We start from the raw sequence: 19,533 nt of genomic DNA on the forward strand, positions 1-19,533 counted from the left end.
TTTCCACGGCCCTGTTTTAAAGGGGCATCCCTTACGGATATAAAGCTGGCCATGCCATTTGACTTGAGGTGCGTATGGCTGAAAGATCGTGGGAATCAAAAACCTATTGAAGTCCCAGCTCCACCCGACCGGGCCTCAGGATATCATCGCCTGTTTTCAGGGGTCGGTCAGCTTCCCTGAAAAAGACCCGCTGTGCTTCAATTTTTTCATCCTCAAGGATATGGGATCTGACGGCCGCAGCCCTTTCCATGGCCAGGCGGTAAAGATCAGCGGTACGGATATTCGCCCCTTTCATCAAAAGCTCTTCCATTTCTTCCACGGCCAGCTCCCCTTCTTCACTGAACTCGGGATCTGCTTCCCCACGGACCGCCATGGCATCCTGATATAGCAATCTCAGATAATACTGTCTGGTTTCAGCATCCATATCAGAATCATCAGAAATCATACCCTCCGCCGACGCCCGCATACGGAGCCTTCTTTCCAGCTCCTGTTTTGCCAGAGCGCGGGTATCACTTTTTTCATCCGCATATCCAAGAATCTCCATCCTCAGTCCCGGTCTTTCATAAAGCAGCGTCCGGACGGACAGAAGCTTTCCAAGGGCTGTCTCATCCAGAACCGCCGTTCCGGGTTCAAATTCAATGTGCTGCATTTCCTCGCCACTGCCCACCAGGGATGCCACCAGAGAAAACGGTGAAGCTGCAGCCCGCACAATGAGATTCTGAAGGGTTCTCAGAACAAGCTTGCCCCAGGCAAATTCCGGATCATCGGTTCTTCCTGAGATGGGCAGGTCAATTTCTATTTTGCCATACCTATCCTTGAGAAGGGAGATGGCAAGTCCCACGGGCAGATTCATGGCATCGGGGCTGTCCACCCTTCTTCCCAGAGTGAACTGATCTAAAAGAATATGGTTGTCTGCAAGAATATCACCCTCTTTAATGTGATATTTCACGTCAATATTCAACTTGCCCTTTTCAATGGCCCTGCCGATATATTTTCCCGTATACGAAGAAAAGGGAACCATCTCCAGATTAGCAAGGTTAAATTCCAGATCCACAAAAAGATTGTCACTCAGAGGATTCATGGTTCCTGTAACCTTCAGAGGGGCATACCCGTCAATCACCCCCTTTGCATGGACATCCGCAGCCCTGAAATCTTCGGATGTCAGGCCCGTAATGCGAAGATTCCCAAGATTCAGGCGGGTATCATAATGGGGCAGAACACTGCGATCCGTGAAACGAAAATCCGCATCATCCATTACAAAGGCACCGATACGGACAGAAACGGCATCCCCTGCTTCATCGGGATTTTTTTCCTCTCCGATGACCCCTTTCGTTTTATCCTTCTCTTCCCTGATAAAGATATGATCAAGGTTCATACCACCGTCTTCCAGCACCGTAATGCGGGTGTCCAGACCCTTAAAGGCAATTTCATCCACATCCACACGCAATGGATGCATCTCCACCCGGATACCCTTCACGGAAAAAGCTTCCCAGCCCAGAAAGGCATCCCCTGCCTGCGCATCCTCCGATGCAAAGCCAAGGATTGCCGCATCACCTCCAAGAGAAAGGGAAAATTCAGGGGCTTCCCCCATGTCAAAGGCGACACGAGTTTCTGCAGAAGCTAGGCCATCCAGGATCACCAGCCTAATATTTTCAGGAAGATAGGGCTGAAGCCAGGAAAGGGAAAAGTCGGACAGGCGAACATCACTCTCTACGGAAAAGGGCATCAGCGTCATCTCACCTTGCATGGCAAGCTGGGCCGTCCCATTCAGCCCGGCACTGAAATCAAAAACCGAAGCATGATCAGGGACCGTGGTAAAAGGAGAAACCTCAAGGCGCAGGGGATAAATATCCGTTAGCACAGCAGACTGGTTGGGCTTTCTGCCTCCGGCCTGCACTGCAGAATCCCTGAATTGCAGCCTGCCATCATCCAGAATAAAAGTGTCCACCTCCACCAGAAAGCCACTTTCATCACTGATTTCATTATTTTTTTCATCTTCTGCAACCATCATTTCCGGAATAGATGTATCAGCTGCATCAACAGGAGCCGGTATCAGATCATTCAGGCTGATGCTGCCATCTGCCCTGCGCTGAACAAAAAGTCCGGGGGACTGAATCAAAAATGTATCAATGTGCAGACGGTTTTCAAGAACTGGAGATGGGTTAAGACTCAACTCCAGCCGGGGCAACATGAAAATATCTTCACCTGCCTTATCCATAACATGTAAATCCGAAAGAATCAGATCCCCCTGCACCTCCACTACCGGGTTTTCCTCCATACGAAAGGACACTTGCCCCGTCAGATCCAGAGTGCCTTTTTCAAGCATAAATCTCACCTGATCCTCTGGAAGATATGTCGCATACATGGGAAGGGACAGACCGGACACTCCAAGTTCCACAAGGGTTTCCATGGTGTCTTTAAAGGGCTTTGTCCACACATTAACGGAGATCTGGGCCCCATCCAGAGCAAAATTTAGGGCAGGCTCTGAAAAACTGTCCCTGTGGTGCTCTGTATTGGAAATCAGGGGCAGATGCCAGTTTATGGGATCAAGGCGATGCGTTTTGTCCGCAGGAAGATCTCTGTATTCAATACTTCCATCTACAATCCTGATATCCTGCACGGTAAAGTTAAAGGGGCTGGATGGTTCTTCAGAATCTGTTTTTTCAGCTTCTGCATCCACAGGGGAAACACTTTGAATGCCCTCAATAATATCTGAAAAATTAAATGTCATATCCGAAAAACGAGCCAGATGAATTTCCGGCTTTTCCAGTTCCAAAGCCTTTAAAATCAGGCTTCGCTGAATCAGGGAGAGGATTTCCGCATTGGCATAAAAGCGCTCAAAGGAAACAAAAGGATCAGTCCCGTCTTCTTCTTTGATCTCAAATTTCCGCACCGTGACAGAGAGGGTAAAGGGATTCACACGAATCTGCTCAATGCTAACGGCCCGACCCAGAAGCTGAGATAATCGGTCCGGCACCATGTGGGTCAGCACCATGGAAAGCCCAAAAAATACACCCGGAAACCACAAAACTATGCAGAATGCTGTAACAATTAAAGAATTCCTGATTACCCCTTTCATTCACCCATCCTCCATCAGCAATATATACATTTGGAATCAGTACATTTCATCTGCAAAAAAAACCAGACCATGGCGCAGTCTTTCCAAACTGGATCAATCTGAGTAAATCTTTAAATTTTTATCATTAAAACCATATAATAATATAACTGATATCCTCAGGATAAAAAATCAATTTCAGTAACTGTTCAACATCATCTTCACTGACTAAGAACCATAACTGCCATGCAGATGCACAGGCTCCCAGACTATTTGCCCGTGACGCAATCCGAAACGATTGCAACGTCACTTGCAAATAGCCAAGGTGCCTTGCAATGGTACGAAAATACTGAAATTACAATACCTGAATTACATAATAAAATGTGCTGAACGGTTATCAATATCACATCTTATCATAGATCAAAAAAACCTGACATTTTTTATGGTCTATGGATGATGGCATCAGAGCTTAAATTTATTTCTTGTATGAACCCTTTTAAAGCTGATAGAGATTTCAAAGTTTTTTGTTTGTCTCAGTTTTAAATTATTATTTAATTTTTTGGGTAGTTGTTCAGCAGATACTTCAGTTTCCCCCTTCTGTACCCTGAGGCTGAAAATTTATGACACCTTTGGCTGCCAGAATAAATCTGGAAACCTTAAAAAAAAACATCGCTCTGGTTCGAAGCCATTTACCCGATACCATCAAGATCATGGGCGTTGTCAAATGCAACGCCTATGGTCATGGTCTGTCTCAGATATCAAAGATCATGGCCGAAGCAGGCCTTCACTCTCTGGTGGTTTCAGGACTTGATGAGGGAATAAGCCTCAGAAAATCCGGCATAAACTGCCCGGTACTGGCGCTGAACGATCCCCTTTACCCCAGCCCCAGCCATGCCCTTGAATACGATCTCAGCCTCACGGTGGCGGACGCTGATTTTGCCCTGAAACTTGCAGCGCATAAGCCGGACCCTGACCAGAAATTCAGGGTTCATATCAAGGTGGATACGGGCCTTGGCCGGTTTGGGTTTTCCCCTGATCAGGCTGAAGAGATCATGAACACGCTGGATCGCATCCCCCATATTCAGGTAGACGGAATTTACAGCCATCTGGCCTGCTCCTTTCAAGACGATGCCAGAAGCAACGCATTTACAGAAAAACAGTTCCGGATTTTTGACGACCTGCTTGACAGACTGGAAGATTCAAACCTGATGCCGGACATGGTTCATCTGGGTAGCTCCACAGGACTGCTTGGTTTTCCGGACAGGGTCTGCAGCGGTAGACTGAATGCACTGCGCATTGGCACCCTCTTTTACGGATATGCAGAAAGAGTGCATGAATGGGAAAGAGAGCCGACTCCCATAGCACATATCTCAACCAGAATAATTCAGATCAGGGATGTGCAGCAAAATGCCTGCATTGGCTACCACGGTTCCCATCAGATGCAAAATGACGGAAGGGTAGCAGTCATTCACTGTGGTTTTGATCAGGGCCTTCACAGCCTGCTGCCCGGAAAACTGCTCCCTGCCGTACATGGAATAAAGTGCCCCCTCATTGGCAGGCCTGCTCTGACCCAAAGCATGCTGGATGTCAGCGATGTATCTGAAGCAGTGCCAGGCAACAAAGTCATCCTTGCAGGTCCTGACATCAATTTGTTTCAGGCAGCCCGGAGTGCTGACAGAGGAATCTGGGAGGTGCTTTTACCACTTCTTAAGAATGCTGAAAAAACATATCATAACGGAACGTCCCTGTGAGAAAAAATCAGAGCATCATCATCCTGTCCATCATTATTCTTTTTTTCTCCCTGTCTTTCATGGTAGTTCTGGTCTCCAACTCCTTTGAAAAGATCTTTGTTTCCTCGGAACTTGCCGGATACGCAGTGCCACAAAAAGATTTTAAGAGAAAAATTGAAGCCGCCCTTCGTTTTGGAAAATCTTTAGACAACCTTATCGGCATTGAAAAGGAAATGGCTGGCTATGCAGCCATGTACCATACCTTATCCAACATAGAGATCTATGATCTACACCATAATCAAATCTACAGCATCAGTCCCCTGTCCGAAAGCCACCCTGCCTCAACCAAAATACAGGGTAAAAGAATTGAATCCCCTGATCCATCCATGCAAATTTTAGAAACCAGTGATGCTTATCTGATAATTTTACCCCTGAACGGACCTGCAGAAACATGGACGGGAACAGCAGCAACTACCGGCTCCATGGCTGGCAATCTGGTATTTTCATTCCACAAGCATGAGATAAAAGCCGAAGTCCGGGATTTCTGGGGAAAAAGGATGATACTGGGCGCAATAATTGCGACTCTGGCAGGGGGTTTTCTCTTCATCCTCCTTGCAAGGATTCCGGAACTTAACGGCAAGGACCTGCACAAAATAATATTTTTCAGAGTTCTTACAGTGATTGTTCTCACCCAGGCTGCTTTCGCAGGCATCAGCGTATATCAATTCCACAGAGACCACGTTCAGTTGAATAAAGAAAAAATTCAGGCCCAGCTCCACCTACTCAAATCTACCATGGAGCGTATCCTTGCATCCGGGATTGCTCTGGACAGAATCAGCCGCATGGATGACTATCTCATGGAAGTGATTGAAACCAACCCTGAAATTGACTCCCTGAAAATTCTGGACAACGCCGGAAATATTCAGGCCTATGCTTCAAAACATGTCCTGCAGGATATTTCCTCACAAGAAAACGGCAAATTGCAGGAGGATCTGTGGGTCACAGTACCCCTTATAAGAACCAGCGACAACTCGGTTCTGGGAGAAATCCGGGCGGTTCTGGACAAATCATCCATGAGAAAACTTATCAGAAAGCTGCTTTTAGACTCCCTGACCATTGCCCTCATTGCATCCCTGCTCATCGTAGAACAGATATACTTTATGATATCCCACATCCGAAGAAAAAAAAGAAATCCCAGCAAACCCCATACAGACCAGGATGTTCTGGATAATCTAATGCTGGCAAGGTTCGCTGCTTTTCTTTTTTTACTGGCATTTGCCATGCCGGTGTCCTTCGTACCTCTGCAGATGCTTGAACTGTACACGCCAATTCCGGGATTACCAAAAAATATAATCCTGGGCCTGCCCATTTCCCTGGAAATGCTCTGCGCTTTGGGAGCATCACTTCTTGCGGGTGCCATGGCGGACAGACTTGACTGGCGTACGCCTTTTGTCTGCGGAATACTGATGACATCCACTGGATTGTTTTTCAGTGCCATGGCCGATAATGGCATTACGTTTATACTGGCAAGGGGAGTATGCGGACTGGGTTACGGGCTTTCCTGGATGGCTCTGCAGAGTTTTCTCTTTACCAATTGCAGCCCCACCACAAGGGCCAGAGGCAGCTCCCATTTTGTAGCAGGAATTTTTTCCGGACATATCTGCGGTACTGCTCTGGGTGCCATACTGGCTGAACGCACGGGCTATCCTCCGGTCTTTCTGGTGGGAATGCTTGTCGCTCTGGCATCCCTCGTATTCTTCCTGGTTTTCATGCGGAACTTTAAAGGACAGGCTACTCCGCTCCCTTCGGAAGTTGCAGTAAGTGGCACTTCCCTACTTAGTTTTATATCCGACCGGAATGTATTTGCCCTGATTTTTTTCTGCATTATCCCCTTTTCCATCTGTCAGGTGGGCCTTCTGTTTTTTGCCACACCGCTTTACCTGAACGGGCTGGGCATGAGTCAGTCTGATATAGGCAGGGTTCTTATGATCTATGGTCTCTCCGTTGTTTATCTGGCGCCCCAGATAAGTAAAATCGTGGACAGCAGAGAAAACAAAAAACCTTTCATTGTGGCCGGAGGACTCCTTGGAGGATTAGGGCTCAGCCTGCTCTATATTCATCAGGGTTTTCTGGTGATCGTAATAGCCATCTTTCTTCTTGGTCTGGCCAGCAGCATCGGCAGTTCTGCCCAGACAGCCTTTGCCTTAAAACTCAAATCAACCGAAGAGTTCGGAATGGGTAAAGCCATGGCCATTCAGCGGGCAGCGGACAAGCTGGGACAGATGCTTGGTCCCCTGGCACTGGGCGCACTCATGTCCGGAGTATCAATCTCCCAGGGACTGGTAGTTCTTGGGTTTGGCTATATGCTCCTTTCCATTCTGTTTCTTTTTATGGCAAAGGAAGACTTACAGGACAAAAGATGACCATAGGCGAATCCACTGTTTTTCCTTGCATTGGTGTTGAGCTTGAAATGCCCACAGCCCATATCCAGACTGGCCAGACCCATCCTGTGGGTCCGTTTTTCCGCAATCTGCAACAGATCAGAGAATTAAGGGGACAAAAGGGAGAAGTGCTTACATATCATGGCAGGGACTACGGGCTGACGTGTGATCAGGGTCTGCACTCCATTGACAATGGTTTCAACAACCTTGAGAGCTCCCTTGGACCTGTCAGGCAGGAAAAAGACAGTTTGAATCAGCTTCAGAGCCTGATAAATCTGGAACTTAAGGATATTTCCGCAGCCCTGGAGCAGGAAAACGCCATGGTCATAAACTTCAGCGAGCATCCTGATGTCAAAATAAACCAGACATTTTACAGCTCTGTGCGGGCACCTCGCTCCATTTATGAGTATCAGACGGCTTACCGCAGATGGAACCACATGGCCGGATTCGATGCCAAGGCACAAAACAGCCCAAGCACTGAAACAGATCTTGGGGATGCCGTAACAGGACTGAATTGTCTTCTGGGTCTTGCACCAGCCTTTATAGCCCTCTATGCCAACAGCCCCTTTGAGGCTGGCAGAATTACGGGTTTCAAGGAAAACAGACTTACCATCTGGCCAAGGCAAATGGATTGCTCCAGAATGCAGGGAGACAGAAAGCTGCACATGACTCCTGCCAAACCCTTTGACAACCTGGCCGACTACCTGAAATGGATGTTCGGACCCGGAACCAGCATGTGGTTTATTTCAGAAACCGACAGCCTCAAAAACCCTGTGGATATGTATCTCATTCCATCTGATCCACCCCTTCTTGATTTTCTCAAATCCGGGCCATGTCAGGGAGTATCTTTTTTCAGGAAAACCGAAAAAAGAATTATTCCGGATATCAGGCATCTGGTTGATCATCAGTTCACCCAATACACAGACTGCAGGATACGTTACGGTCTTAACGGCAAAGGACCAGATCCGGGCAAATTCATGGAAATTCTGAACAGCAGTCCAGATAAGCTGGAAGAATTTTTAGCTCCCTTTATCTGTTTCTGCTATCTCGAAGGACGGGCTGCCGGGGCCAACTACCCGGACAGAGAACTGACCGGGCTTAATAAATCCAGTATTTCAAGTTCCCTTGTCATCTCACCATCTGCACTGCAATACGGGCTGATGAGAAACCTTAAACAGACTGCCATACTCATGGAAAAATATCGTTGGACAGATCTTCTGGGTTTGCGTAACGAAGCTGTAAAAAACGCACTGGACGGCGAATATAATGGAGTCAAAGTCAAAGATCTTTGCATGAATGTTGTGGAGACAGCTGCCCAAGGGCTTGATCTTGAGCATCAATGGATGCTGGATTATCCTCTTTGGGTATTGCAAACCGGAAAAACCGGCGCAGACCGTGCCCTGGATCGCCTGAGCCATATGAGCGGATCTCTCAGGGAAAGAATAGGGAAACTGATTCTTGAAAGAAGAGCTGTCCCGATCTGAGCCCTTATCAAACAAAAACCATAATGCATGGTAAACCAAGGCATGCAAAGCAACTTTTAACTACTCAGAAAATATAAGAATCACTGCTTACCAACCTCAGCTTTATGATCATATATTTCATCGGCTGCAACCAGAACATCAAAGGGCGGGTCGAATCCTATGGTTTCAGCTGTTTTCAAATTGATGGCAATTTTTGATGGCGCTGCCCACCTCTGCTCAAGGCTTCCAGGTTTAGCTCCATTGAATATTTTCGCAATTGTCTCGGCATGAAACCTGCCTACATAGGCAAAACCGGCATGGGCGATACTCAGAAGGGCACCGTGTTTTACAAACTCAGATCCCGGCATGGCAAAGGTAGCTACTTCATTTTTAAATAATGGATTTAAAAGGTTGGACAGATTATCCAGATTTTCACCACGATGGACAGTGATATACATGGCCTCCACCTGAGGTGCCAGCTCTGTATAACATGCAAGGGCCTCCCGGTTAGCCTGCTCCAGACTAATATCACTGTTTCGGGCATGGCAGATTTTCAATTCAAATCCTCGCTCCCTTGCCACTTGTTCGGCATCAGCAACAGCAGCAAAGGTCCGGCCTTCAAGACTATCCTCAAAAACTATACCCATGGTCCTGAAACGGATAATATCATGGAAGAGACGTAACTGACGTACATATCTGTCAGGTTCAATCTTTGCGTGCAGATGTTTGAATCCGGAGTTATCAGCGCTTTTAATTATTCCCGATCCCAAAGGATCGCTGGTGGAAGCCACCACAGTGGGAATGGAATGCTCATCATTGGCCAGATCCAGCCCCGCCCAGGTTCCCATGGCCAGAATCAGATCCAGATCCTTCTTTTTATTAAGCCGTTCAAGCAGATCCTGTTTTGTCCGGACACGCTGATCAGCCTTAAATTCCGATGTATAAAATGCATCCCTGACAAATTCCATATAGTCTGACTGGGCATTTTCAGCCAGCCACTGCCAGGCCTCTCTGTGATCCGGATTGTATGTTTCCGGCAGGTCCATGGATTTTATCCAGCCCAGCTCCATCAGTCCCTGCACGGTCCTGAAAAAAATAATCTGATAGTCAGGATACATCCCGCCTTCCAGATAGCCTATACGCCATTTTTCACCGTTTTTTGTCACAGGAGTTAGGGGATACTGCCCCGCCCATGATTCCGGGATAAAAAACACAAGCGTTACAAGAATCAGAATCGTTGATTTGATAAAGTGCATAACCACCTCAATAAAGATTAGATACATTTTTTTGATGGACAAACAAAAAATCCCTGAATAACTTCTGCATACCTGCCATTTGTCATACTTCACCCGTGAAGGATGAACAGCCAGTCCAAATGCCCTCCCAGATCAGTTCCGGATCACCGTAGATATACCATTCATTTTTTCCTGGAATAATCGTATATCCTAAAGCTCCCATATGCCTTCTGGCCATTTCAGGTACAACGCGGATGGCATCACCCTTTCCCAATACGGCTGCACATGCCAGAGCCCCAGTTCCGCAGGCCATGGTTTCCCTGAGATTTCCACTTTTAAACGACCGGAAAAAGATTATTTCTCCACCGCCGGATGATCTTGCCACCATGAGATTAATCCCCTTAGGAAACAACCCCGGATACTGGGCTGAAATCTGTCCTCCCATACGACAGAGCAGAAGATTTCCCCAATCCCTGCGCAGTTCCACAGCACCATCCATTTCAGGGAAAAGACAGCCTGCCCTCTCTTTGGGAACAATACCAGAATCCCTTACCACAAGGTGAGGTTCTCCTGCAAAAACAGGGCTTGCAACAAAGGAAAGCTCATCTTCGCTGTTCTCCATAAACAATGGATCTTTTCTCCGGGACTGCAAATTAAATACAAGACGTCCTTCAGGAGTGACAATATCTTCATGGCGTTCCAGGCGAAAAAGAAAATCAGGTATGGAACTGGGTGCTGGTACACGGATCCAGCGTTTACCACCGGTTTCTCCGGATACAACGGCAACGGGCCTTCCCGTGGGAATCTGGGTCTGAAAAACCGTCTGTTTCACCCCATAGCGGTCCGCAAGGTAACGGCCAGCACACAGAAGGCCATTGCCACAGCTTAAGGATTCGGAACCGTCCGGTTTCAGAAGCCGGAAGGAAATGCCAGAAGAATCCGATGGATTCACTCCGCCCAGCCGGATCAGGCCGTCTGCCCCCACTCCAGTGTACGGATCCGTAAGTTTTTTTGCCAGATCCGATATAAGGGCATCGGGCATGGGATCGCGTCCCAGCTCATCCACAAAAATGAAGTTATTGCCGCAGACATGCATTTTTATAAAAGGAAGGCGCATAGCAGTTTACCTTGGTAGTTTTTTAGAATAACTCTCCATAAAAAATCATACTATGCTGGAAGATACCGTTTTTTTAAAACTAAAACCAGATGTAATTCCCAGTACTAAGAATAATACAAGACAGGAATAGCATTCTGCCCTCTTGCATACTCAGACCTTTACCCGTCAGGTTTCTTCAGGCATATTGTCATCATTAAGGTTAGCATAGGCAAAATATGCTGAACAGTGACTAAAACAAAGGAGACAGGATATGCCCCTTTATTACCGCAAAAAAATCCTGCAGAGCCTGTTTCTCCTGTCCCTTTTATGTCTCAAGGCCCATGGATCTGGAACTTTCATCAACAGCGTGGAAATGGAATTTGTTCTTATTCCGCCGGGCTCTTTTTCCATGGGAAGCCCTGCCACGGAAAAGGGCAGAAACTGGGATGAAGCCCTCCACACGGTCCACATTACCCGTGCCTTTTATATTTCCACCACTGTGGTCACCCAGAAACAGTGGTTTGATGTGATGAGAACAACCCCTTCTTCCGCCCAGTCCTGCGGCGGGGACTGTCCTGTGGAAAACGTATCCTGGAATGATGCCCTTCAGTTCCTCCAGCAGCTCAATGCCATGGAAGGCAGCCGCAGCTACCGCCTGCCAACGGAAGCGGAATGGGAATATGCGGCCAGAGCCGGAACACAGACAGCCTTTTTCAATGGTCCCATTCAAGAAACCACCTGTATTCCTCTGGATCCCGTACTCAATGAATCCGGCTGGTACTGCGGAAATTCCGGGCAGGCCTACCCTGCCCATGGCTTCAGCATCAGGCCCGTAGCCCTTAAAAAACCCAATGCCTTTGGTCTTTACGATGTCCATGGCAATGTCATGGAATGGTGCCTTGATGCCTGCAACAACCGCTCCAGTTTCAGCCGCAGGGCAGGTGTCTTCACAGACACCTATGTGGATGACATCAAAGACCCGCTTTCCAGGCGGGGCAGCCACAGGGTGGTCCGGGGTGGGGCCTTTTTTCAAAGCCCGGAACACAGCCGGAGTGCCAACCGCATGGCCTTTCACCCCGGTGTAAAACGCAGTTATATCAGTTTTCGTGTGGTGAGGATGCAATAAAGAAACAAGCAAAGAAGCTATACCTGAGTCATCAGGCATTATGAGTAGCTTTTAAAACAAAAAAACACCGAATGCCATATTTCAGTGTCAGCTGAATTACATTTACAACTGCCATATCCGAGCGTTTGATATTTTATTACAGGCTCTGGACACAACTGCAGTGCAGCAGCTTCAGCTCAAATGCTCCATTGCCTCATATAACTGTTTATCGATTACTTTATATGAAAAATGGTGATCAAATGAAACACGGGCAGCCTGACCCGCAAGCCTTATTTTCTCTGAATTCTTTGCCAGACAGGCAACAGCCCTGGCAATATGCTCAGGCGAGGCAGCAGGTACCCAGATAAAACCATTGCCGTCATCAGCTGTCAATGAAGAAGGATAAGCTGGTGTTTTTGCCGTTATCACAGGCTTGCCCGATGCTATAGCCTGATAAACTTTATTAGGTATTACCCGCTGAGTTTTTGGTGTATCGCCAAATATTCCCAACAGAATATCAGCCCTATGAATCCTTTCCGGAAGGGAATCATAGGGAGTCCATTTTTCAAAAAAAACATTGTCTTTTTCTTTTACCCTGGCCTTGCATTGTTCAAGAAGTGGGCCATCGCCTAAAAAATGCCAGCTAACAGGGGGACCTTCATACAAATGAATGGCCTCGGCAATATACTGAGGCCCCTGAAGAGGGATAAAACTTCCATAAAAAAGTACATCTAAAGGGCGCTCCTGATTTAAATCCTGCTCCGTCTTCAACCCCCTGGCAGATCTGTCAGGAAAAAACAGCTCCTCTTCCGCCCCCACGATAACCACAAAGGTGTTCTTCCTGTCCGCCCCAAGAACATCAACAAAAAAAGAGGCGTGCTCAGGCGTATCTGCAAGAAGAATATCCGCACACTGTATATAAGTACTTTCCCGCATACGCAGATATTTTGCAACTATAGAATGTGCATCATACTTTCGTCTTTCAAAGACCTGCTTATCATAATCGCTGATTAAGGGATCAAAAAGCAGCGGAATCCCTCTTTTGGCACTCCATCTGCGGGCTGAAACCACATCTGTCTGACGAAAACAGGGAACCCATACCATATCGACTTCAGGCAAAACCCTGAAAAAAGCCTCAAGACCTCCTAGTCTGGATATACGAGGAATAAAATCAATAATTTTATAACCATTATTTTGAAGAATTTTCCTCAAAATCCGGTTCCTGGAGTAGGAGGCATCGAAACGTCCCCACCAAAGAATCGTTTTATTCTCTCCTCCCTTCATATCCTTACCGTCTCCCCGGCTTCATGGGAAGTCATCCCATCAGGTAATGCAAAGCCAGACTTGGCAGCAGCCGCACAGAACAGGGAAATAAGCCAGAAGTAAGTGGTGGACCAAGCAGCAGAATAGGTTGCATAATGGGTATTCAGGGGAAAAAAGACCGCAAAAAGAGCCAGTGCATAGGGAAGCAACCGCTCTTTTTCATAGGAATTCGCCCTGACCCATACACGCAGCATACAGATCATGGCAATTATGTAACCAATGATACCAATAATACCTGTTTCCGATGCTATATCAAGTATAATATTATGGGCATGGTAGGCTCTATCCACGAAACGGTCGTGCGGATCCGCATACGAAGAATAAGCATCCCGTAAATTTCTGGCACCCACCCCATTCAGAGGATTCGCCTTGATAACTTCAATGGTCGTACTCCACAAGGTCAAACGACCGCTCAAAGCCATATCTGCCAATTCTCTGTCCTTGCTGAACAAGAACAAAGACTGTGTAACTCGGGTCGATACCGCCTGAGAAAAAACAAAGGCTCCGGAAAAAACGACTGACACGCAGACAATAATTAAAACGAACCTGGGCCACACTTTCCTCCCCCCCCTTGCGAGGATCCATAACGATAAGCCAGTAACGACAAAAGCAAACCCAAGCCAGCCCATCCGGCTGCCACCCATAAGGACAACAGCAGCCGTGGCTGCAAAGACCAAAAACTGCCATACTAAAGCCCATTTCAAACGAGAATAAACAAGTAGCAATGCTGAAAGAACCCCGAGAAAAGATCCCATATGGGTACTGTTCCCGAAGAAACCCGTCACCTGCCCGCCGATCGTCCCGAGTGGATTCCCTGTAAGATTATACCCCCATACTGCCTGAAACAGGCCATCTCCTACCCATATTACCAAAATGAAAGCGCACCATTTCAGGACCCGATCTGCCATGCCCGGAAAACAAAATGCATAAAGCACTAATATTCCAGAAAAATAAAGCCTGAGAAAAGTCAATGCTACCCGAAATGTTCTTTCTGAATTCACGGAGCCATAAAGAGAAAAAAGTATGGGTATCCAAAAGGCCAAAAATATTATGCTGAAAAGTATCAGCTGCTCACGGGGAATAAGCTGCCTGCCCTTACCAGATAAAACAAAGACTCCATATATAGCCATCAGCAACAGAGGAATTTCTGACAAACGACCGAAGGGAATCAGCACAAGGAAGCCTGTAATCAAAAAAAGCAAAGCATGCTCGTTAAAACGGCTCATTTTTATAAAGTTCATTCTGAAAACAGCCATAAACTCTCCAAAAAAATTTAACAGCAGTGTCCCAGATTCCATCCGGCCATCATAATAAATTATGACGACTCAATGCTTTGGGGTAAGTACATTCCTATTCTATTTTCGAACACATCCCTGCCTGATACAGCAGATTTAAATAGCCCCATCACTGACTGCTGATACCTGAAGACTCCATGCAGGCAGCAAGAGATCGTTGCCAGTGAGAAATTTTTGTATGAAAACAGTTTTTGAACTTCGACTTGTTCATTACGCTGAAATGGGGACGCTGTGCAGTCTGCGGATAATCCTTTGTCTCTATCGGATCAACAACACAGGTAATTCCTGCTAAATCAACTATGGCACAGGCAAAATCATACCAACTGCACACACCTTCATTGGAATAATGATAAACACCTTTATACTTATACATCTCATCACAGGTCAGGCCATCCATGCTTCGAAAAACATGAACAGCAGCACTGGCAAGATCCTTAGCATATGTCGGTGTTCCAACTTGATCACAAATGATTTCAAGCTTCCCTCTTTCTCTGGCAATTCTTGATATTGTCGTAAAGAAATTACTTCTGAACGGGGAGTACAGCCATCCTGTGCGGATAATAACAGCCCAGGGGCAGGTGGCCATAACAGCAAATTCTCCTGCAAGTTTGCTATGCCCATAAACAGAAAGGGGAGCTGCTGAGTCCTCTTCAGTATAAGGAATATTATTACTTCCATCAAAAACATAATCCGTTGAAAAATGAAGCATTGGTATTTTCATGCGAAATGCAGCCATGGCTACGTTTGCAGCCCCTTTTTCATTAACAGCAAAAGCCTGATGAGCTTCCACTTCTGCCATATCAACAGCAGTATATGCAGCGCAGTTCACGATAATATCCGGGTCCGTCTGCTCACAAATATCATTCACTTTTTTCACGTCTGTGATATCCATGGAGGCATGATCGGTCAGGACAGGAAAAAATTCTTTTGGAAGGGAGTACAACATACTGGCCAGTGCATGCCCAAGCTGACCGTCAGCACCCGTAACAAGAACTCTGCGCATCAAAAATCTTCCCTTTTAAAATAAACAGCATTACGAAACAATGGCTGACATTTATCTTTTTCTGACAGAACAATATCCTTTGGAAGCAGTTTCCAGTCTATCCCAAGATCCTTATCATCAAAGGCAACACCACAGTCATGCTCTGCCGAGTAATAATTATCTACTTTGTATTGTACAATGGCCATCCTGCTTGTTACAAGAAAACCATGGGCAAAACCCTGGGGAATGAAAAGCTGGCATCTGTTTTCTGCAGAAAGTTCAACGGCCGCATGCTGCCCGAAAGTGGGGCTGCCTTCACGCAAATCCACTGCAACATCCAAAACAGTCCCTTCGACGACCCGGATTAGCTTACTCTGGGCAAAGGGGGGAAGCTGGTAATGCAGGCCCCTCAACACACCATAGCTACTCCGGCTCTCATTTTCCTGAATAAAATTTATGTTCCAGCAATATTTTCGAAAGAGGTCTTCACGGAAAGTTTCCATAAAATATCCCCGGTTATCACCCCATACCTTTGGTGTTATAAGGATAAGATCCCGAATATTGAGATGTGTAAAACGCATAAGGATTCCTTGCTTTCATACTGCAGGACACGATACAGTAAAATAATATCTACACAGACTGTGCAAAAAAACTTTACCATGGGCCTGACAATAACCGGACCAGCAAGCTGTGGCTGAGTCAGGGTAGTAATCAGATTGACTATTATAGCAACTAAACACACTCATTGTTCATCCCGGTCAATTCCCTCCGGCTTCCGCATAAAAATCTCCCCCGGCCCCACCCTTTTCAAGGTAAGCCATCATCCGGGGATAAGCCTTCATAGACGCTTTGACAATTCTTGTCACGGGTAAATCCTGAAAAAGACCATGATCCTTTTCATAACGCATGTGTTCCCTGCCCTGCATGTCAAAGGGATGCAGCAGGGCATCGTTTTCACCGTCAAAGTCCAGGGGCTGAATACCAAAGCGATCACAAAGCTCCCGGTTGAATGTCGGTGTGACCTTGATCCAGCGGTCCGTCAGAAAAAGGGCCACATAGCCATGGTAGACGAAAAGATCCGTTCCCATGACCTCCCGCAGGCGGGCAGTGGAGAGATGGTTGCGAACATCGGCAAAACCAAGACGGGCAGGAATACCCGCAGCCCTGAGGGCGGCAGCCAGCACGACTGCTTTTGCCACGCAGTAGCCATACCCCCGGTTAAGGGTTGTGGAAGCTTTCATACCATGAACGGAAAATTCTATGCGATAAGGATCATAACGAATGTCATCCCGGACCGCCGTATACAATGAAATGGCCGTGGCCTTATGATCTCCTTTTTTTTCATGTCTGCGGATAAAGGCCTGAATCTCCGGATGCTCCGCATCTATAAAGGCTGTTATACCAAGATCCCCTTCGTTGGGGGGAATCTCCATATGCAAAACTTCCGGTTCAGTCACCGGCATCTCCTTTCATCTTTATACGGACATCCCTGTGCAGCCACGTGGCACTTGTGCATCTGTCTGGCAGCCATCCAGCAAAGACGGTTCTGAACCCTCAGATACGGACCAACACAGGCATGGAAATCAAGGCCTGCTTCAAAGGGAAAAACGCTTTTTCATATCTTCTTCCAGCGCATGAAGCAGCTGTATCTGCTCTTCATCCAGCCTGCCTTCTGCCCGGATCTCTTTGATCTCATCAAAAACATGGTAAACGGTTCTGCGCCCCCCCCCCCGCCAGTCCTTTGGCAGACTCTCACCAGCCCCGGCAGTCAGGCTGGCCATCTGTTGCCTGCCTGCTTCTTCCACAAGGGGATGCTGCTCTCCCAGCCCGTTCCTGAAAAGAAGACGCGCCGCAAGAGTTCGTAGATCCATGGAAATTTCCGGTAGAAAAGCCAGCTTTCCGGCAAGATCCATTGTATGGAAATCACTGCACTGGATCTGTTCGGCCTTTGAAAGAAATCCTTTCTGATAAAGGGCCGCATCGGGATCAATGCCCTCAATATCCGGATAACGGTACTGACGATGATACTTACCGATGGACGCCAGTACATCTGGACGGGAACGCAGCCACGCCATGTTTTCTTCGGCCAGCCTGTTTTTTTCGTCCCCCAGACGTTCCCAGAAACGGGAGGCAGGGGGTAGGACAAAGGGCGGCTCTCCGCTCCTTTTACGGATGACAAAGCTTGTGGCCTCAGGATTCTCCGGATCCGTTTTCTGTAAATCCTCCGTGTCGAGACGCAGCCAGAGACTCTGGTTGGAATAGGGAATGGATTGGCCCAGCCCCAGAACCGGTGCCTGATACCCGTTTTTTGAGCCGGGTTCAGAGCCCGTCAGCACACCATAGGAATGAATCCCAAGAGAAGACTGAAAAGCCTCCGGCAGCTGATCCAGACGCAAACCGTCCTTTTTTTTATCAAAACCGGCAACAAGATACTCCCACATCTCCTTTTCCGAAGCCAGAATCTTCGCCAGTGCCAGAGTGGCCTCCACATCCACCATGGCATCATGGGCCATGCCTGAAGCCAGACCGTTTTCCCTGTTCAGATTTTCCAGTTTCAGACTGACCCTGCCGTCCAGCTCCGGCCAGTTGAGAACCTCCGGCCGGAAAAGATGGTAAAAGATGGTAAGGGGAAACACATCCATGCGGGAACAACCCGAAGAAAACTGATGGGTATAGGGGGGAAGGAGATTTCTGTAAAAGGCAAACCTTAAAAATATATCATCAAAATTGAGCGTATTGTAACCAAGGGAAAGGGTTCCTCTGGTGTTGAGCAGGCTGTGTATCCTTCGTATGGCATCATATTCCAGCTCCCCCATGCCAAGCACGTCCAAAGGTATTCTGTGGGTGATGAGGGCACCGGGGGCAATGAGCACATCGGGCCGCAGGCGAATACGGATTTCATGGCGTTCCAGCTCCTGAAAAGCCATATCCGTGCGTATGGCTGCAAACTGCAGAACCTGATCAAAGGCAGGATTCAGGCCTGTGGTCTCAAGGTCATAAAAGAGATAGCTGGACATGACACTCCTTCTGGCAGACGGACACCTCTAATGATATCAAAAAGGACATGAGCGGAACAGATCTCACCGCTTAAGCCCTTTTTCGATGCATACTGTCAGGCTCCAGGTCCGGTCTCCATGGTCCTTTAAGGGTGGGATGCTTCAGGCTTTCCTTCAGAATACTCAAAAAACGGCGGCGGCCCATGGTAACGGCTCCCATGCGCATGAGATGATCCGTCTGCACCTGACAGTCAATCAGATCAAAACCCCAGGCATCCAGCTGGCGCACCAGATGCACCAGTGCCACCTTGGAGGCATCGGACACCCTTGCAAACATACTCTCCCCAAAAAAAACACGACCCAGACTGACTCCGTAAAGTCCTCCGCAAAGCTGGCCTTCCCTGTCACGGGTTTCCACGGAATGGGCATACCCCGCCTCATGGAGCTTCTGATATGCCCTTATCATCTCCGGCAGAAGCCAGGTCTCCTCTCCCTGCTCCGTTCGAATGGTGGCGCAGGCTTTCAGCACTCCTGCAAAATCCCTATCCATGGTAACGGAAAAATCTTTTCTGCGCAGACGCTTGTCAAGACTTTTTGATACATGCAAGGCATCGGGAAAAAGCACCAGTCTTGGCTCCGGAGACCACCAGAGAATGGGATCATCCTCTCCATACCATGGAAAAATTCCCTCTTTGTAAGCCAGCAGCAGACGTGGCAGGCTTAAATCTCCTCCCACGGCCAGAAGACCGCTTTTATCGGCAAATTCTACCGGTGGAAACTGTAAGGATCTGTCCAACCTGAAAACAGGCATA

Annotated in this window: 14 protein-coding genes; 4 read left to right on the top strand and 10 right to left on the bottom strand. The window is 47.5% G+C overall.

The window, feature by feature from the left end:
* Positions 1 to 103 precede the first annotated feature (103 nt).
* Entirely contained in the window at positions 104 to 3,079 is a 2,976-nt protein-coding gene (locus LZ24_RS11725; RefSeq protein WP_144685493.1) for a DUF748 domain-containing protein, read from the bottom strand.
* 596 nt (positions 3,080 to 3,675) lie between these two features.
* Here LZ24_RS11725 and alr point away from each other — a divergent pair.
* Genes alr through LZ24_RS11740 form a run of 3 tightly spaced genes read left to right on the top strand, consistent with a single transcriptional unit; the run spans position 3,676 to position 8,710 of the window.
* Positions 3,676 to 4,806 (top strand): alanine racemase, encoded by a 1,131-nt coding sequence (gene alr, locus LZ24_RS11730; protein WP_144685494.1) that lies wholly within the window; start codon positions 3,676 to 3,678, stop codon positions 4,804 to 4,806.
* Positions 4,803 to 7,208 carry an MFS transporter gene (locus LZ24_RS11735; protein WP_144685495.1) on the top strand — a complete coding sequence of 802 codons (2,406 nt, stop codon included), beginning with the start codon at positions 4,803 to 4,805 and terminating at the stop codon, positions 7,206 to 7,208. The genes alr and LZ24_RS11735 overlap by 4 nt, the downstream gene beginning before the upstream one ends.
* Complete coding sequence (locus tag LZ24_RS11740) at positions 7,205 to 8,710, top strand: glutamate-cysteine ligase family protein (RefSeq protein WP_144685496.1); 1,506 nt, start codon at positions 7,205 to 7,207, stop codon at positions 8,708 to 8,710. The genes LZ24_RS11735 and LZ24_RS11740 overlap by 4 nt, the downstream gene beginning before the upstream one ends.
* Before the next feature lie 80 nt (positions 8,711 to 8,790).
* Here LZ24_RS11740 and LZ24_RS11745 read toward each other — a convergent pair whose 3' ends face one another.
* Both LZ24_RS11745 and LZ24_RS11750 read right to left on the bottom strand, forming a co-directional pair.
* The gene (locus LZ24_RS11745) at positions 8,791 to 9,945 is read right to left on the bottom strand and encodes an ABC transporter substrate-binding protein (RefSeq protein WP_144685497.1); all 1,155 of its coding nucleotides are present in this window, start codon (positions 9,943 to 9,945) and stop codon (positions 8,791 to 8,793) included.
* 82 nt (positions 9,946 to 10,027) lie between these two features.
* Complete coding sequence (locus LZ24_RS11750; protein ID WP_144685498.1) at positions 10,028 to 11,041, bottom strand: diaminopimelate epimerase; 1,014 nt, start codon at positions 11,039 to 11,041, stop codon at positions 10,028 to 10,030.
* Between the two features lie 250 nt (positions 11,042 to 11,291).
* On the opposite strand from LZ24_RS11750, the gene LZ24_RS11755 reads away from it, so the two are divergent.
* On the top strand, positions 11,292 to 12,146 hold the full coding sequence (locus LZ24_RS11755) for a formylglycine-generating enzyme family protein (RefSeq protein ID WP_144685499.1): 855 nt from the start codon (positions 11,292 to 11,294) through the stop codon (positions 12,144 to 12,146).
* Between the two features lie 171 nt (positions 12,147 to 12,317).
* Here the strand turns inward: LZ24_RS11755 and LZ24_RS11760 are convergent, their stop codons facing one another.
* The 7 genes from LZ24_RS11760 to aat form a co-directional block, all read right to left on the bottom strand.
* Complete coding sequence (locus LZ24_RS11760) at positions 12,318 to 13,409, bottom strand: glycosyltransferase (RefSeq protein ID WP_144685500.1); 1,092 nt, start codon at positions 13,407 to 13,409, stop codon at positions 12,318 to 12,320.
* On the bottom strand, positions 13,406 to 14,746 hold the full coding sequence (locus tag LZ24_RS11765) for an O-antigen ligase family protein (RefSeq protein ID WP_144685501.1): 1,341 nt from the start codon (positions 14,744 to 14,746) through the stop codon (positions 13,406 to 13,408). The genes LZ24_RS11760 and LZ24_RS11765 overlap by 4 nt, the downstream gene beginning before the upstream one ends.
* A gap of 106 nt (positions 14,747 to 14,852) precedes the next feature.
* The gene (rfbD, locus tag LZ24_RS11770; protein ID WP_144685502.1) at positions 14,853 to 15,746 is read right to left on the bottom strand and encodes a dTDP-4-dehydrorhamnose reductase; all 894 of its coding nucleotides are present in this window, start codon (positions 15,744 to 15,746) and stop codon (positions 14,853 to 14,855) included.
* Positions 15,746 to 16,306, bottom strand: coding sequence for a dTDP-4-dehydrorhamnose 3,5-epimerase (rfbC, locus tag LZ24_RS11775; RefSeq protein WP_144685503.1), 561 nt, complete (start codon positions 16,304 to 16,306; stop codon positions 15,746 to 15,748). The genes rfbD and rfbC overlap by 1 nt, the downstream gene beginning before the upstream one ends.
* Positions 16,307 to 16,483: 177 nt before the next feature.
* Positions 16,484 to 17,182, bottom strand: a complete 699-nt coding sequence (locus LZ24_RS11780) for a transglutaminase-like domain-containing protein (protein ID WP_246118590.1) — start codon at positions 17,180 to 17,182, stop codon at positions 16,484 to 16,486.
* Between the two features lie 138 nt (positions 17,183 to 17,320).
* Complete coding sequence (locus LZ24_RS11785; RefSeq protein WP_144685504.1) at positions 17,321 to 18,742, bottom strand: exodeoxyribonuclease I; 1,422 nt, start codon at positions 18,740 to 18,742, stop codon at positions 17,321 to 17,323.
* Between the two features lie 70 nt (positions 18,743 to 18,812).
* Entirely contained in the window at positions 18,813 to 19,517 is a 705-nt protein-coding gene (aat, locus tag LZ24_RS11790; RefSeq protein ID WP_246118591.1) for a leucyl/phenylalanyl-tRNA--protein transferase, read from the bottom strand.
* Positions 19,518 to 19,533: the final 16 nt, after the last annotated feature.

Source organism: Desulfobotulus alkaliphilus (genome assembly GCF_007830435.1).
GTDB classification, from domain to species: Bacteria; Desulfobacterota; Desulfobacteria; order Desulfobacterales; family ASO4-4; genus Desulfobotulus; species Desulfobotulus alkaliphilus.

Bases quoted from the DNA above. Each gene is read 5' to 3' on its own strand.
- LZ24_RS11725 (WP_144685493.1), bottom strand. From the start codon at position 3,079: ATGAAAGGGGTAATCAGGAATTCTTTAATTGTTACAGCATTCTGCATA.
- alr (WP_144685494.1), top strand. From the start codon at position 3,676: ATGACACCTTTGGCTGCCAGAATAAATCTGGAAACCTTAAAAAAAAAC.
- LZ24_RS11740 (WP_144685496.1), top strand. From the start codon at position 7,205: ATGACCATAGGCGAATCCACTGTTTTTCCTTGCATTGGTGTTGAGCTT.
- LZ24_RS11745 (WP_144685497.1), bottom strand. From the start codon at position 9,945: ATGCACTTTATCAAATCAACGATTCTGATTCTTGTAACGCTTGTGTTT.
- LZ24_RS11750 (WP_144685498.1), bottom strand. From the start codon at position 11,041: ATGCGCCTTCCTTTTATAAAAATGCATGTCTGCGGCAATAACTTCATT.
- LZ24_RS11755 (WP_144685499.1), top strand. From the start codon at position 11,292: ATGCCCCTTTATTACCGCAAAAAAATCCTGCAGAGCCTGTTTCTCCTG.
- LZ24_RS11760 (WP_144685500.1), bottom strand. From the start codon at position 13,409: ATGAAGGGAGGAGAGAATAAAACGATTCTTTGGTGGGGACGTTTCGAT.
- LZ24_RS11765 (WP_144685501.1), bottom strand. From the start codon at position 14,746: ATGGAATCTGGGACACTGCTGTTAAATTTTTTTGGAGAGTTTATGGCT.
- rfbD (WP_144685502.1), bottom strand. From the start codon at position 15,746: ATGCGCAGAGTTCTTGTTACGGGTGCTGACGGTCAGCTTGGGCATGCA.
- rfbC (WP_144685503.1), bottom strand. From the start codon at position 16,306: ATGCGTTTTACACATCTCAATATTCGGGATCTTATCCTTATAACACCA.
- LZ24_RS11785 (WP_144685504.1), bottom strand. From the start codon at position 18,742: ATGTCCAGCTATCTCTTTTATGACCTTGAGACCACAGGCCTGAATCCT.